We start from the raw sequence: 15,381 nt of genomic DNA, 5'->3' as shown, positions 1-15,381 counted from the left end.
CGGCCGCTCCGGGCCGTCCGCCCGCCGTCGCCGCCGAGGCCGGTGACGACGACGAAGCGCCGCGCATGATCCGCCGTCCGGGCGGTCCCGCGCGTCCGGCGCCGCCGCCGAAGCAGCCCGCCGCCAAGCCCGGCGCGTCGAAGCAGCGCGGCCGCCTCACCGTGGTCACCGCGCTCAACGCCGACGACGTCCGCGAGCGTTCGATCGCCTCGTTCCGCCGCCGCACCCAGCGCCTCAAGGGCCACGCCTCGAACGAGCCGAAAGAAAAGCTGGTGCGCGAAGTCGTCGTTCCCGAAGCCATCACCATCCAGGAGCTCGCCAACCGCATGTCGGAGCGGGCCGTGGACGTCATCCGCATGCTGATGAAGCAAGGCGCGATGCACAAGATCAACGACGTGATCGACGCCGACACCGCGCAGCTGATCGCCGAAGAGCTCGGCCACAGCGTCAAGCGCGTCGCCGCTGCGGACGTGGAAGAGGGCCTGTTCGACGTCGTCGACGATTCGACCGACACCGAGCCGCGTTCCCCGGTCGTGACCGTGATGGGCCACGTCGACCACGGCAAGACCTCGCTGCTCGACGCGCTGCGCCACGCCAACGTGGTGTCGGGCGAAGCCGGCGGCATCACCCAGCACATCGGCGCCTATCAGGTGACCTCGCCGGAGACCGGCACCAAGATCACCTTCATCGACACCCCCGGCCACGCCGCGTTCACCGCGATGCGCGCCCGCGGCGCCAAGGTCACCGATATCGTCATCCTGGTGGTGGCGGCGGACGACGGCGTGATGCCGCAGACCATCGAGGCGATCAATCACGCCAAGGCGGCCGGCGTTCCGATCATCGTGGCGATCAACAAGATCGACAAGCCGGACGCGCGGCCCGAGCGGGTCCGCACCGAGCTGTTGCAGCACAACGTCCAGGTCGAATCGCTCGGCGGCGACGTCGTCGACGTCGAAGTCTCGGCCAAGAACAAGACCAATCTCGACAAGCTGCTCGAGATGATCGCGCTGCAGGCCGAACTCTTGGACCTCAAGACCAACACCACCCGCCCGGCCGAGGGCACCGTGATCGAAGCCAAGCTCGATCGCGGCCGCGGTCCGGTGGCCACCGTGCTGGTCCAGCGCGGCACCCTCAAGGTCGGCGACATCATCGTGGCCGGCGCCGAGATGGGCCGCGTCCGCGCGCTGATCTCCGATCAGGGCGAGACCGTGCAGGAAGCCGGCCCGTCGGTGCCGGTCGAGGTGCTCGGCTTCAACGGTCCGCCGGAAGCCGGCGATCGTCTCGCGGTGGTCGAGAACGAAGCCCGCGCCCGTGAAGTCACCTCCTATCGTGCCCATCAGAAGCGCGAGAAGGCGGCCTCCGCGGTCGGCATGCGCGGCTCGCTCGAGCAGATGATGAGCCAGCTCAAGACCTCGGGCCGCAAGGACTTCCCGCTGATCGTCAAGGCGGACGTCCAGGGTTCGCTGGAAGCGATCCTCGGCTCGCTGGAGAAGCTCGGCACCGACGAGGTCGCCGCGCGCATCCTGCACGCCGGCGTCGGCGGCATCAGCGAGAGCGACGTGACGCTGGCCGAAGGCTTCAACGCCGTCATCCTCGGCTTCTCGGTCCGCGCCAACAAGGAGGCCGCTGCGGCCGCCAAGCGCAACGGCATCGAGATCCGCTACTACAACATCATCTACGACCTCGTGGATGACATTAAGAAGGCGATGAGCGGCCTGCTCGCGCCGACGCTGCGCGAAACCATGCTGGGCAACGCCCAGATCCTGGAGATCTTCAACATCTCCAAGGTCGGCAAGGTCGCCGGCTGCCGCGTCACCGACGGCACCGTCGAGCGCGGCGCCAATGTCCGCCTGATCCGCGACAACGTCGTGGTTCACGAGGGCAAGCTGTCGACCTTGAAGCGGTTCAAGGACGAAGTGAAGGAAGTCCAGGCCGGCCAGGAATGCGGCATGGCGTTCGAGAACTACACCGACATGCGCGTCGGTGACGTGATCGAGTGCTACCGCATCGAAACCATCCAGCGCTCGCTGTAAGTCCGATTCTTACAGTCGAGACGTAACTGCTCATCCTTCGAGACGCCCGGCCGAGCTCTTCGAGCTCTGCCGGGCTCCTCAGGATGAGGGCACTGCCCGATCCCAGGTGATCGAGGCCGCACCAACCGCAGCCCTCATGGTGAGGAGCGTAGTCGTTTCGACTGCGCGTCTCGAACCATGTGATGATTGGAAAACCGAGCTATGCCCCGCCATCACCAGAAGAGTTCCCCGTCCGGCGGGTCGACGCGGTCGTTGCGCGTCGGCGAGCTGGTGCGTCACGCGGCGGCCGAGATCTTGAGCCAGGGTGGCGTGCACGATCCGGTGCTGGAGACGCATTTGATCACGGTGCCGGAAGTCCGGATGTCGCCGGATCTGAAGCTCGCCACGATCTACGTGATGCCGCTCGGCGGCCGCGACGAGAAGCTGGTGCTGGACGCGCTCGAGCACCACAAGAAATTTTTGCGCGGCGAGATCGCCCGGCGCGTGAACCTGAAATACGCCCCCGATATCCGCTTCCGGATCGACGAACGTTTCGCCGAGGCCGAGCGGATCGACAAACTTCTGCGCACGCCCGCGGTGCAGAAAGACCTCGAACCCGATCCGGACCAGGACTGATGACCGTGACCACCTCCGCCGCGCAGCGCGCTCCGCATGATCTGCAGCACGCCGGCGCCGACGACGTTCCGCCCGCCGCCGCCCGCAAGCCGCGCGACAACAACGATCCGCGCAACCAGGCGCGCGGCAAGGACGGCAACAAGCAGCCGCGCCGCGACAAGCGCGACGTCCACGGTTGGGTGATTCTCGACAAGCCGGTCGGCATGACCTCCACCCACGCGGTCGCGGTGGTGAAGCGGCTGTTCTCGGCCAAGCGCGCCGGCCACGCCGGCACGCTCGATCCGCTCGCCTCCGGCGGCCTGCCGATCGCGATGGGCGAGGCGACCAAGACGGTGCCGTTCGTGATGGACGGCCGCAAGCGCTATCGCTTCACCGTCGCCTGGGGCGAGGAGCGGGATACCGACGACACCGAAGGCAAGGCTGTAGCCACCAGCGCCGAGCGGCCCACCGCGCAGGCCATCATGGCGCTGCTGCCGCGCTTCACCGGCGTGATCGAGCAGATTCCGCCGCAATATTCCGCCGTGAAGATCCAGGGCGAGCGCGCCTACGATCTGGCGCGGGACGGCGAAGTCGTCGCGCTGGCCCCGCGGCCCGTCGAGATTCACGAATTAACCCTGGTGGATCATCAGGATAGCGGCCATTCGGTGTTCGAGGCCGAGTGCGGCAAGGGAACCTATGTGCGGGCGCTGGCGCGCGACATGGGCCGGCTGCTCGGCTGCTACGGCCATATCTGCGCGCTGCGCCGGACGCTGTGCGGCCCGTTCGACGAGGCCGACATGATTCCGCTGGAACAGTTGCAGGCTTTGTGCGATAGAGCGGCGTCCGGCGAGGGTAGCCTCGCCGACGCGCTTTTGCCCGTTGAGACCGCGCTGGACGACATCCCGGCACTGGCCGTCACACGGGCTGATGCGGCAAGGCTCCATCGGGGCCAGGCCGTTTTGTTGCGCGGACGGGATGCGCCCAATTGCAGCGGCACAGTCTATGTCACGGTGGCAGGCCGGCTTCTGGCCCTCGCCGAACTCGGCAACGGCGAACTCATCCCCAAGCGTGTGTTCAACCTCTCCGGACTGACTGCCAGTCCGACGCTCAAGGAAAGTAACTGACGATGTCGATTACCGCAGAACGCAAAGCGGAAGTCATCCAGACCAATGCCGTGAAGGCCGGTGATACCGGTTCGCCCGAGGTTCAGATCGCGATCCTGTCGGAACGCATCGCCAACCTCACCGCGCATTTCAAGACCCACACCAAGGACAATCACTCGCGTCGCGGGCTGTTGAAGCTGGTGTCGACGCGCCGTTCGCTTCTCGACTACGTCAAGAAGAAGGACGAGGCGCGTTACAAGGCGCTGCTCGAAAAGCACGGCATCCGTCGCTGATCGACCGCGTCCGCCGGCTGCGGCACGGAAGCGGTGCGCCGCTTCCCATCCGCCGCGCCGGCCGAACCACCACACGGCGCTGAGTTTGCGCGTGTGTTTCGCTCAGCCGCATCCGGCGGCTGGGCCGTCAACGGGCCCAAGGCCCGCTCCGCGAGGTCGGCGACCAAGGGTGGTCGCGATCCCGCACCCGGGAGGACCGAGCGCCATTCCCACCTTAAGACCATGGCAGGATCGCCGGACGCTGTGCACGCTTCGCCGCCAGCGTCCCGCAATCTTGGCATGGTCTTTTGGTATCTGGCGTCCGGTTGTCTCGGTATCCGCATGAAAGAAGGATCCGATGTTCAATCAGCATTCCGTTGAAATCGATTGGGGTGGACGCCCCCTCAAGCTCGAGACCGGCAAGATCGCCCGCCAGGCCGACGGCGCCGTCGTCGCCACCTATGGCGAGACCGTCGTGCTCGCCACCGTGGTGGCCGCCAAGGCGCCGCGCGAAGGCGTCGACTTCCTGCCGCTGACCGTCGACTATCAGGAAAAGACCTATGCGGCCGGCCGCATCCCGGGTGGTTACTTCAAGCGTGAAGGCCGTCCGACCGAGAAGGAGACGCTGGTCTCCCGCCTGATCGACCGTCCGATCCGTCCGCTGTTCGCCGACGGCTGGCGCAACGAGACCCAGGTGATCGTCACCGTGCTGTCGCACGACATGGAGAACGATCCCGACATCGTCTCGATGGTCGCCGCCTCGGCGGCGCTGACGCTGTCCGGCGTGCCGTTCCGTGGCCCGATCGGCGCCGCCCGCGTCGGCTTCATCAACGATGAGTACGTGCTCAACCCGGTGCTCGACGAGATGGCCGAGACCCAGCTCGAGCTGGTGGTCGCCGGCACCGCCGACGCCGTGCTGATGGTCGAATCCGAAGCCAAGGAGCTGTCGGAAGAGATCATGCTCGGCGCCGTGATGTTCGGTCACCGCCACTTCCAGCCGGTGATCGACGCGATCATCGACCTCGCCGAGAAGGCCGCCAAGGAGCCGCGCGAGCTGACCGAGATCGACAATTCGGCGATCGAGAAGGAAATGCTCGGCCTGGTCGAGCAGGAGCTGCGCGCCGCTTACGCCATCCCGGTCAAGCAGGATCGCTACGCCGCGGTCGGCAAGGTCAAGGAGAAGGCGATCGCGCACTTCTTCCCGGAAGGCCAGGAGCCGAAATACGACAAGCTGCGCATCGCCGGCGTGTTCAAGGAGCTCGAGGCCAAGATCGTTCGCTGGAACATCCTCGACACCGGCAGGCGCATCGACGGCCGTGACTCAAAGACCGTCCGCAACATCGTGGCCCAGGCCGGCGTGCTGCCGCGCACCCACGGTTCGGCGCTGTTCACCCGCGGTGAGACTCAGGCGCTGGTCGTGACCACGCTCGGCACCGGCGAAGACGAGCAGTATGTCGATTCGCTGTCCGGAACGTACAAAGAGACGTTCCTGCTGCACTACAACTTCCCTCCCTACTCGGTCGGCGAGACCGGCCGCCTCGGCGGCACCAAGCGCCGCGAGATCGGCCACGGCAAGCTGGCGTGGCGCGCGATCCATCCGGTGCTGCCGCCGCACCACGAATTCCCCTACACCATCCGCGTCGTCTCCGAGATCACCGAGTCGAACGGCTCGTCCTCGATGGCGTCGGTGTGCGGCGCCTCGCTGGCGCTGATGGACGCGGGCGTGCCCTTGAAGCGGCCGACCGCGGGTATCGCGATGGGCCTGATCCTGGAAGGTGAGCGTTTCGCGGTGCTGAGCGACATTCTCGGCGACGAGGATCATCTCGGCGACATGGACTTCAAGGTGGCCGGCACCGAAGCGGGTATCACCTCGCTACAGATGGACATCAAGATCGCCGGTATCACCGAAGAGATCATGAAGGTGGCGCTCGGCCAGGCCAAGGACGGCCGCATCCACATCCTGGGTGAGATGTCCAAGGCGCTCGACCGCGCCCGCGCCGAGCTCGGCGAACACGCGCCGCGCATCGAGACCTTCAAGATCCCGACCGACAAGATCCGTGAAGTGATCGGCACCGGCGGCAAGGTGATCCGCGAGATCGTCGAGAAGACCGGCGCCAAGGTCAACATCGAGGATGACGGCACCGTCAAGGTCGCCTCGTCGGACGGTGAGTCGATCAAGGCTGCTATCAAGTGGATCAAGTCGATCGCGTCCGATCCGGAGATCGGCGAGATCTACGAAGGCACCGTCGTCAAGGTGATGGAGTTCGGCGCCTTCGTGAACTTCTTCGGCGCCAAGGACGGTCTGGTGCATATCAGCCAGCTCGCCGCCGGCCGCGTGCAGAAGACCTCGGACGTCGTCAAGGAAGGCGACAAGGTCAAGGTCAAGCTGCTCGGCTTCGACGACCGCGGCAAGACCCGGCTGTCGATGAAGGTGGTCGACCAGACCACCGGCGAAGACCTCGAGGCCAAGCAGAAGGCCGAAGCCAAGGCCGAGGGCGACGCCCCGGCGCAGGCGGCCGGCGAGTAACTCGCTGCTGCCCGAACGGGCATCTGCTGATTCCGCGTTCAAGAGGCGGCCTTCGGGCCGCCTCTTTTCGTTGCAGGACCAGGTTCCGTCGTGAAACCTGCTGTGTCCCCCTCGACACGCGAAGCGGGCGCACGGTGATTTGCGCGCGCGGGCCGCGAAACCGCGCTTGCCAAGCAGGGCCAGCACCTCGATACTTGCGGTGTCACGTCGAGATCACCGTCATGCGCCGTTGGATTGCAAGAATTGCCGCGGCTGCCGTCATGGCGCTGGTATCACATGCCGCGGCCGCGCAGCGTGCCGTGCTGATCGGCGAGAACGACGCCGTCGCAAATACCGACCGGGACTACACGTCTGGTTTTCGTTTCTCCTTCGTGTTCGATAATTTCTCGCGCGATCTGATCGCCGGCCAGGCGTTCGATCTGGTGCGTCCCGCGCTGGTGACTTACGGCGCGCCGGGCGGCGCGGTGCGGCAGCAGCTCGAATGGATCGCGCTGGCGCAGAATATTTACACGCCGGATCGTGATACACGCGGCGTGTACACGCCGGGCGTCGACCGCCCGTTCGGCGGCTGGCTCTACACCGGCTTCAACGCCGCGCAGGAAACCGGACGCCGTCAGCTCGATTCGTTCGAGCTGCAAGTCGGCGCCGTCGGCGGCAGCGCCTCGCTGGCCCAGGCGGTGCAGTCCGGCTTTCACAGCATGCTCGGCCAGTCGTCGCCGGTGATCAACGGCTACGAACTGCGCAACGAGCCCGGCATCCTGCTGGCATGGGAGCGGCGCTGGAAGTTCGCCACCGAGTTCGGCAACGGCTTCGGCGCCGATATCATTCCGTCGCTCGGCTTCACCGGCGGCAACGTCTTCACCTATGGCGAGGCCGGCGCGGTGGTGCGGTTCGGCCGTGCACTCTCGACCACCTGGGGACCGACGCTGATCCGTCCGGGACTCTCCGGCGCCAATTTCGTCAGCCCCGATCCGTCCGCGCCGTTCTGGGGCTTCTCGCTGTTCGGCGGCGTCCAGGCCCGCGGCGTCGCCCGCAACATCTTCCTCGACGGCAGCACCTTCGCCGACAGCCCGCATGTGACGCGGGAATCGTTCGTGTACGATCTCGTCGCCGGCGCCGAACTTTTCAATCAGGCCGGCTTCCTGGCGTCGCTGACCTGGATCCACCGGTCGCGCGAATACACCACGCAGCCGCGCGCCTATTCGGACTACGGCTCGCTGACGCTCGCCTATCATTTCTGACCCCTCCGAAGTCCCTCGGGTCGCGGCGGGCCGTCGCGGCCACGGCCGCGATGTGATCATCCGCCGCGTCGGTCGGTCGCAGCGAAGCCGCAGTTTGCTTGAAACTGCGCGTGCCGGCGGGCGTAATCGCTGTCACTGTCCCGCCGAAACGGAGGAAGCCCATGCCCTTGCTGTCTCGCCGCCATTTGATGATGGCCGCCACCGGAGCCGTCGCCGCAATGGCGGCGCCGCGTCTGGCCTTCGCGCAGGCCGCGGCCGCGCCCGCCGGCCCGTTCACGCTGCCGCCTCTGCCCTATCCGGCGGCGGCGCTGGAGCCGCATATCGACGCCAAGACCATGGAAACCCACCACGGCAAGCATCATCAGGCCTACGTCACCGCGATGAACAACTTCGCCAAGGACAATCCCAAGCTGGCCGAAACGCCGGTGCCGGAGGTGCTGGCCAATTTGGGCAACGTGCCGGAGACGATCCGCACCGGCGTGCGCAACAATCTCGGCGGCCACGCCAATCACAGCATGTTCTGGCAGATCATGGGGCCGAACGGCGGCAAGCCCTCCGGCGACGTGCTGGCCGCGATCGACCGCGATCTCGGCGGCCTGGAGAAGTTTCAGACCGATTTCAACGCCGCGGGCGGCCGCCAATTCGGCTCCGGCTGGGTGTTCGTCACGGTCGGCAAGGACGGCAAGCTCGCGATCGAGGCGCGGCCCAATCAGGACACGCCGCTGATGGACGGCAAGCGCGTGCTGATGGGCAACGACGTCTGGGAGCACGCGTACTACCTCAACTACCAGAATCGCCGCGCCGACTATCTCAAAGCCTGGTGGAATACGGTCGACTGGAACAAGGTCGCCGAGCGCTACGCCGCCGCCAAGGCCGGCACGCTCGCGATCTGAGCCGGTCCGCACCCGCCGCCGGGCGCCTTCCGTCATTGCGAGCGAAGCGAAGCAATCCAGAAGCGCCGTGCACTGAGCTGGATTGCTTCGTCGCTTCGCTCCTCGCAATGACGTCGTCCAGGGCAAAGGCTGAGTTCCATATGGAACTCTTGGTGCCTGTCCGCTCCCGCGCAGCTACGCGAACCGCCATGGAACTCTGATCACTTGCCGCGGGAACTCATCGCACCGGATGTGCGATCAGTCCGGAAGATGAACGGATTCGTGCGCTAATCGAGCAAAGCCGGCGAGGTGGGATTAGGGAAAGTTTAGATCGAATGCATGATTGTGGACGCAAGCCCGTAGGAACGCGAGTGACTTGCTGACTTCGGGGCGCCCACCAGATGCTTCCCGAGCAAAGGCCTTCGCATGTTCTCGTTCCGGCGCACCACCGCCAGCCTGTCGTCGTCCGCCATCCTCGAGGCGATCAACCGTTCGCAGGCGATGATCGAGTTCGATCTCGACGGCAGGGTCCTTACCGCGAACGACAACTTCCTCAACGTGCTCGGCTACTCGCTCGATGAGATCAAGGGCAAGCATCACAGCATGTTCGTCGAGCCGGCGCAGACCCGCAGCCCGGCCTATGCGGATTTCTGGGCCGACCTGAAGGCCGGCAAGTTTCGGGCGGGTGAGTTCAAGCGGATCGCCAAGGGCGGCGAGGAAGTCTGGATCCAGGCCTCCTACAATCCGGTGCTCGACAAGGACGGCAAGCCGCTCGGCATCGTCAAGTTCGCCGCCAACATCACCGCGGCGAAGCGGCAGAGCCTCGCCGACGCCGGCAAGATCCAGGCGATCGGCCGCGCCCAGGCGGTGATCGAGTTCAGCATGGACGGCGTCATTCTCGACGCCAACCAGAACTTCCTCGACGCGATGGGCTACACGCTGGCCGAGATCAAGGGCAAGCACCACAGCATGTTCGTCGAGCCGGCGGATCGCGACAGCGCCGCCTATCGCGAGTTCTGGGCGACGCTCAATCGCGGCGACTATCTGGCGGCGGAGTACAAGCGGATCGGCAAGGGCGGCCGCGAGGTGTGGATTCTCGCCTCCTACAATCCGATCCTCGACGAGACCGGCAAGCCGGTCAGCGTGGTGAAGTTCGCCACCGACGTGACCCGGCAGAAGCTCGCCAATGCCGATCTGGCCGGCCAGATCGCGGCGATCGGCAAGTCGCAGGCGGTGATCGAATTCTCGATGGACGGCACGGTGCTGAGCGCCAACGAGAACTTCCTGCACACGCTGGGCTATTCGCTCGCCGAGATCAAAGGCCGGCCGCACAGCATGTTCGTCGATCCGTCGGAGCGCGACGGCGCCGACTATCGGGCGTTCTGGGACGGCCTGCGCCGCGGCGAGTATCAGGCGGCCGAATACAAACGGATCGGCAAGCACGGCAAGGAGGTCTGGATCCAGGCGTCCTACAATCCGATCCTCGATCTCAACGGCCGCCCGTTCAAGGTGGTGAAATACGCCACCGACGTCACCCGTCAGGTGCTGATCCGGATGGGCAACGAGCGCGTCCGCGCCATGATGGATTCGGTCGCGGCGGGCGCCGAGGAGCTCAACGCCTCGGTGCGGGAGATTTCGGAGGCGATGGCCAAGTCGCGTCAGACCGCCAGCAGCGCGGTCGGCGAAGTCGATGCCGCCGACGATCAGGCCAATCGGCTCAACGATGCGGCGCAGGCGATGAGCGGCATCGTCGAACTGATCGGCCACATCACCGGGCAGATCAACCTGCTGGCGCTGAATGCGACGATCGAATCGGCGCGGGCGGGCGAGGCCGGCCGCGGCTTCGCGGTGGTGGCGGCCGAGGTGAAGAACCTCGCCAACCAGGCCAAGCAGGCCACCGACAAGATCGGCACCGAGATCGAGAACCTCAACGCCATCTCGGGCGACGTCGTCGCCGCGCTCGGCAAGATCAAGACCGCGATCCAGAACGTCAGCGAATACGTGTCGTCGACCGCCGCGGCGGTAGAGGAGCAGAGCACGGTGACCGGCGAAATGTCGAGCAGCATGCAGCGCGCCGCCAACGAAGCCGCCGCAATCGTGGCGCGGTAAGCGCGCAGTCTCGCGCCGGGTGAGCAGATGATGCCGGCCGACTCGCCGGGTTCCCTCTCACCCGTAGTCCTACGCATCAACGGTTGCGTATTTCAACGAGGTGTCGGAATAGGCGATTTTTAATCATCTGGCCTCACGCTCACGGCATTGCAGTCCGCGGTCGGACATGCGTTCGCGGCGCCCCGCCGATGGTCTGGAGGCCCGCCGCGTCCACCGCTTCCACCGCGGAGGAGCAGAGCGCCGCCACCGCCGAAATCGCCGCCAGCATGCAACGCGCCACCTCGCTGCTGCGGTGAGCGCAGAAGAGCAGCTGGCATGCGTTAGTACTTTGTGGAGGCTTTACGAACAAGGGGACGAGTAAATCCGTCCCCTTGTCGCAGATTTCACACTAAGCGTACTGCGTTAGCACCCAGTATACCGACTTGCCGCCGTGAGGAGGAAACCGGTTCCCCTTCGCAATCGGGGCCGTGGTAGAGGGGTGATCGTCAGATCGCCAGATTCCGCTTTCAGGACAAATGTCGCCTGTCTTGCATCTGGTTCCGATCGGTGCCCTTGCAGACATAACCAAGCTCCTTGCTTGTGTACAACAAGGTCAGGCCTTGACGATATTCTGTGGATGGATTCTATTGAATCCGTCCTTGAGGTCACTCGCCGCCCATCGGCCTGACCGGTTAGCATGGGCTAGGACACAGGCCGTTCGAAGTTGCAGCTTCGGACGGCCTTTATTCATGTCCTGCTACAACTCCTACGCGCGCAACCACCGGAGTCAAGAGACTGTAGGAGGGCCTCCACAGACTATCAACATATTGAAACTGTTTTCAGTTCAGTTCGATCTCTTTACTAATTGTTAACTAAGTTGTGGTTACCAAATTCCGAATCGCTGTAGATGCCAGATCTGTATCTATCTAGCCTGACTAATTGTCGCTACCCGACTCCATCTCTCACGACTTCGCCCAGCACCTCGAAATCGTGCCGCCGCGGCGAGGTCTTGCGGAACACCAGGCCAATGGTCCGCCCCGGCTGCGGCCGCCGCATCCGCAGGAATTTGACGCGTGTGTCGCGGCGCTCGACGTCGGCGGCGATCTGCGGGATCAGCGTCACGCCGTAGCCGCCCGCCACCATCTGGATCACCGTGGTCAGGCTGGAGGCGCCGAACGTCGCGGTGCCGGCGCCGCTGATGTTGATGGCGCGGTTGCGCGCGGTGGCGCAGAACGCCAGCGCCTGGTCGCGCAGGCAATGGCCGTCCTCGAGCAGGATCAGCCGCGACTGGTCGATCTCGTCGACCGCGACGGTGGCGCTCTCCGGCCGCGGATCGTCGGCCGGCACCGCGAGCAGGAATTCGTCGTCGAACAGCGCGATGGTCTCGAGGTCGCGGATGCCGACCGGCAGCGCCAGCAGCGCGGCGTCGAGCGCGCCGCTGCCGACGTCGGCGACCAGCTGCCGGGTCTGGCTCTCGCGCAACTCCAGCCGCAGCTCCGGATAGCGCCGTTGCAGCAGCGGCAGCACCTTGGGCAGCAGATAGGGCGCCAGCGACGGGATCACACCGAGCGTCAGCCGGCCGGTCAGCGGCTGGGCGCGGTGGCGGGCGAAATCCACCAGGTCCCGCGCGCCGCTGAGCAGATCCTCGCCGCGGCGGGCGATCTCGCGGCCGATCTCGGTGAGAAACACCTCGCCGGGCCGGCGTTCGACCACCTTGACGCCGAGCGTCCGCTCCAGCTCGGCGATCTGCATCGACAGTGCCGGCTGGGTCACCGCGCAGGCGTCCGCGGCGCGGCCGAAATGGCCGTGGCGGGCGAGAGCCGAAAGATACCGGAGCTGGCGGAGCGTCACCATGGCCGATCAGATAATCTGATCGGTAGCCAAAATCAATTCGACTGGACCTGATCGTAGAACTGCTCCAGTCTTGGCGTGCCGGGTCCGCAGCGCGCGGGAATCACCGGCCAACCAACCGCATCACCCCAAGACGAGATGCCGCGGACGATTCCCCCACGTCCGCGGCGTTCTCGACCAGGCAATCAGGCTGTCATCACAGGTTCGAACGACGCGAACACACTGGCAGGCGAGGACGGAGAGAGATCATGGACGCAAAGACCGACGACAAGGGCAAATGCCCGTTTCCCCATGGTGGCGGCGGCGGCTCGCGTGGGCGCAAGAATTCCGAGTGGTGGCCGGAGATGCTCGATCTCAGCATGCTCCATCGCAACTCGTCGCTGTCGGACCCGATGAGCAAGGGCTTCGACTACAAGAAGGAATTCGAGAGCCTCGATCTCGACGCGGTGATCAAGGATCTGACCGCGCTGATGACCGATTCGCAGGATTGGTGGCCGGCCGACTTCGGTCATTACGGCGGCCTGTTCATCCGCATGGCCTGGCACTCGGCCGGCACCTATCGCATCACCGACGGCCGTGGCGGCGCCGGCGCCGGCCAGCAGCGCTTCGCGCCGCTGAATTCGTGGCCGGACAACGCCAACCTCGACAAGGCCCGCCGCCTGCTGTGGCCGATCAAGCAGAAGTACGGCAACAAGCTGTCCTGGGCCGATCTGTTCATCCTCACCGGCAACGTCGCGCTGGAATCGATGGGCTTCAAGACCTTCGGCTTCGCCGGCGGCCGTGACGACGTCTGGGAGCCTGAAGAGCTGTTCTGGGGTCCGGAAGGCACCTGGCTCGGCGACGAGCGCTATTCGGGCGAACGCCAGCTGTCCGATCCGCTCGGCGCCGTGCAGATGGGCCTGATCTACGTCAACCCGGAAGGCCCGAACGGCAATCCCGACCCGGTCGCCGCCGCCAAGGACATCCGCGAGACGTTCCGCCGCATGGCGATGAACGACGAGGAGACCGTCGCGCTGATCGCGGGCGGCCACACCTTCGGCAAGACCCACGGCGCCGGTGATCCGTCGTTCCTGGGCGCCGAGCCGGAAGGCGGCGCGATCGAGGACCAGGGCCTCGGCTGGAAGAGCAAGCACGGCACCGGCTTCGGCGCCGACACCATCACGGGCGGCCCGGAAGTGATCTGGACCACGACGCCGACCAAGTGGAGCAACAACTTCTTCTGGAACCTGTTCGGCTACGAGTGGGAGCTCGAGACGAGCCCGGCCGGTGCCAAGCAGTGGCGCGCCAAGGGCGCCGGCGCGACCATTCCGGACGCGTTCGATCCCGAGAAGAAGCACGTGCCGAAGATGCTGACGACCGACCTGTCGCTGCGCTTCGACCCGGCCTACGAGAAGATCTCGCGCCGCTTCATGGAGCACCCGGATCAGTTCGCCGACGCCTTCGCCCGCGCCTGGTTCAAGCTGACCCACCGCGACATGGGCCCGAAGGTCCGCTATCGCGGCAAGCTGGTGCCGAAGGAAGACCTGATCTGGCAGGATCCGATCCCGGCCGTCGACCACGAACTGGTCAGCGACAAAGACATCGCCGATCTGAAGGCGAAGATCCTCGGCTCCGGCCTGTCGGTGTCGCAGCTGGTCTCGGCCGCCTGGGCCTCGGCCTCGACCTATCGGCACTCCGACAAGCGCGGCGGTGCCAACGGCGGTCGCATCCGTCTGGCTCCGCAGAAGGATTGGGAGGTCAACCAGCCGGCCGATCTGCAGCAGGTGCTCGGCAAGCTCGAAGCGATCCAGGCCGAGTTCAACGGCGCGCAGTCGGGCGGCAAGAAGGTCTCGCTCGCCGACCTGATCGTGCTCGGCGGCTCCGCCGCGGTCGAGAAGGCCGCCAAGGATGCCGGCGTCACCGTCGAGGTGCCGTTCACCCCGGGCCGGATGGACGCTTCGGCCGAGCAGACCGACGCCGAATCCTTCGCGGTGCTCGAGCCGCGCCAGGACGGCTTCCGCAACTACATCAACGCCAACCGGCATCAGTTCATGAAGCCGGAAGAAGCGCTGGTGGATCGCGCGGCGCTGCTCAACCTGACCGCGCCGGAAATGACCGTGCTGGTCGGCGGGCTGCGCGTGCTCGGCGGCAATGTCGGCCACACCACCCACGGCGTGTTCACCGAGCGGCCGGAGAAGCTGACCAACGACTTCTTCGTCAACCTGCTGGACATGAAGACGGTGTGGTCGCCCTCGGCCACCGACGGCGTCTACGAAGGCCGCGATCGCAAGACCGGCGAACTGCGCTGGACCGGCACCCGCGTCGACCTGATCTTCGGCTCGCACTCGCAGCTGCGCGCGCTCGCCGAAGTCTACGGCCAGTCCGACGTCAAGGAGAAGTTCGCCAAGGACTTCGCCGCCGCCTGGACCAAGGTGATGAACGCCGACCGCTTCGAAGTCGTGCCGAAGAAGGCCGCGGCGTAACTCACCGAAGCAACCACCGCATCAACTAACAAGGGGCGGCCTCCGGGCCGCCCTTTTTGTAGTGGGTCGCCGTTTTATAGTGGGCCGCCCTCACACCATGGCGGTCATCGCCCGGCTTGTCCGGGCGACCCAGTATTCCAGAGCGTTGATGATTGATCGCCACCGCTCCGAGATCCTGAATCCCGCCACCGGCAGATGCTGCGCCCCGCGTCGCCCTCACCCCAACCCTCTCCCGCAAGCGGGAGAGGGAGTCCCGCAGCGGTCGGGGAGGGATCTCGCCTAACTAACTGCGCATGAGATCAGCAATGCCCCCTCCATCAGCACAGCGAGCTCCCTCT

General features: G+C 65.8%; 10 protein-coding genes. 9 read left to right on the top strand and 1 reads right to left on the bottom strand.

The window, feature by feature from the left end; all coding sequences use genetic code 11:
• From infB to IP86_RS21235, 8 genes are all read left to right on the top strand, one after another.
• On the top strand, positions 1 to 2,033 hold a 2,033-nt coding region (gene infB / locus IP86_RS21270), incomplete at its 5' end, for a translation initiation factor IF-2 (protein WP_054164432.1).
• A gap of 201 nt (positions 2,034 to 2,234) precedes the next feature.
• Positions 2,235 to 2,648 (top strand): 30S ribosome-binding factor RbfA, encoded by a 414-nt coding sequence (gene rbfA, locus IP86_RS21265; RefSeq protein WP_054164431.1) that lies wholly within the window; start codon positions 2,235 to 2,237, stop codon positions 2,646 to 2,648.
• Positions 2,648 to 3,751, top strand: coding sequence for a tRNA pseudouridine(55) synthase TruB (gene truB / locus IP86_RS21260; protein WP_054164430.1), 1,104 nt, complete (start codon positions 2,648 to 2,650; stop codon positions 3,749 to 3,751). Before rbfA ends, truB begins: the two co-directional genes overlap by 1 nt.
• A gap of 2 nt (positions 3,752 to 3,753) precedes the next feature.
• Positions 3,754 to 4,023 carry a 30S ribosomal protein S15 gene (gene rpsO / locus IP86_RS21255; protein WP_054164429.1) on the top strand — a complete coding sequence of 90 codons (270 nt, stop codon included), beginning with the start codon at positions 3,754 to 3,756 and terminating at the stop codon, positions 4,021 to 4,023.
• 337 nt (positions 4,024 to 4,360) lie between these two features.
• Positions 4,361 to 6,529 carry a polyribonucleotide nucleotidyltransferase gene (pnp, locus tag IP86_RS21250; RefSeq protein ID WP_054164428.1) on the top strand — a complete coding sequence of 723 codons (2,169 nt, stop codon included), beginning with the start codon at positions 4,361 to 4,363 and terminating at the stop codon, positions 6,527 to 6,529.
• Between the two features lie 260 nt (positions 6,530 to 6,789).
• Positions 6,790 to 7,770, top strand: a complete 981-nt coding sequence (locus IP86_RS21245; protein WP_054164427.1) for a lipid A deacylase LpxR family protein — start codon at positions 6,790 to 6,792, stop codon at positions 7,768 to 7,770.
• A gap of 161 nt (positions 7,771 to 7,931) precedes the next feature.
• Positions 7,932 to 8,663 (top strand): superoxide dismutase, encoded by a 732-nt coding sequence (locus IP86_RS21240; protein WP_054164426.1) that lies wholly within the window; start codon positions 7,932 to 7,934, stop codon positions 8,661 to 8,663.
• Between the two features lie 405 nt (positions 8,664 to 9,068).
• Positions 9,069 to 10,751: a methyl-accepting chemotaxis protein gene (locus IP86_RS21235; RefSeq protein ID WP_054164425.1), complete on the top strand. Its 1,683-nt coding sequence runs from the start codon at positions 9,069 to 9,071 to the stop codon at positions 10,749 to 10,751.
• Between the two features lie 924 nt (positions 10,752 to 11,675).
• Here IP86_RS21235 and IP86_RS21230 read toward each other — a convergent pair.
• A complete protein-coding gene (locus tag IP86_RS21230) occupies positions 11,676 to 12,584 on the bottom strand; it encodes a LysR substrate-binding domain-containing protein (protein ID WP_054164424.1) in 909 nt (302 codons plus the stop codon).
• 245 nt (positions 12,585 to 12,829) lie between these two features.
• Between IP86_RS21230 and katG the strand changes: the two genes are divergently transcribed.
• Positions 12,830 to 15,043, top strand: coding sequence for a catalase/peroxidase HPI (katG, locus tag IP86_RS21225; protein ID WP_054164423.1), 2,214 nt, complete (start codon positions 12,830 to 12,832; stop codon positions 15,041 to 15,043).
• The last annotated feature ends 338 nt before the right edge of the window (positions 15,044 to 15,381 follow it).

This window comes from Rhodopseudomonas sp. AAP120 (assembly GCF_001295845.1).
Lineage (GTDB): Bacteria > Pseudomonadota > Alphaproteobacteria > Rhizobiales > Xanthobacteraceae > Rhodopseudomonas.
Note: the sequence above shows the minus strand (reverse complement) of the source record. Positions and strands in the feature narration are given on the sequence as shown.

What these genes read in the sequence shown, in the direction of transcription:
- rpsO (WP_054164429.1), top strand. Translation starts at nt 3,754, where the DNA reads ATGTCGATTACCGCAGAACGCAAAGCGGAAGTCATCCAGACCAATGCC.
- IP86_RS21240 (WP_054164426.1), top strand. Translation starts at nt 7,932, where the DNA reads ATGCCCTTGCTGTCTCGCCGCCATTTGATGATGGCCGCCACCGGAGCC.
- pnp (WP_054164428.1), top strand. Translation starts at nt 4,361, where the DNA reads ATGTTCAATCAGCATTCCGTTGAAATCGATTGGGGTGGACGCCCCCTC.
- truB (WP_054164430.1), top strand. Translation starts at nt 2,648, where the DNA reads ATGACCGTGACCACCTCCGCCGCGCAGCGCGCTCCGCATGATCTGCAG.
- katG (WP_054164423.1), top strand. Translation starts at nt 12,830, where the DNA reads ATGGACGCAAAGACCGACGACAAGGGCAAATGCCCGTTTCCCCATGGT.
- rbfA (WP_054164431.1), top strand. Translation starts at nt 2,235, where the DNA reads ATGCCCCGCCATCACCAGAAGAGTTCCCCGTCCGGCGGGTCGACGCGG.
- IP86_RS21245 (WP_054164427.1), top strand. Translation starts at nt 6,790, where the DNA reads ATGGCGCTGGTATCACATGCCGCGGCCGCGCAGCGTGCCGTGCTGATC.
- IP86_RS21235 (WP_054164425.1), top strand. Translation starts at nt 9,069, where the DNA reads ATGTTCTCGTTCCGGCGCACCACCGCCAGCCTGTCGTCGTCCGCCATC.
- IP86_RS21230 (WP_054164424.1), bottom strand. Translation starts at nt 12,584, where the DNA reads ATGGTGACGCTCCGCCAGCTCCGGTATCTTTCGGCTCTCGCCCGCCAC.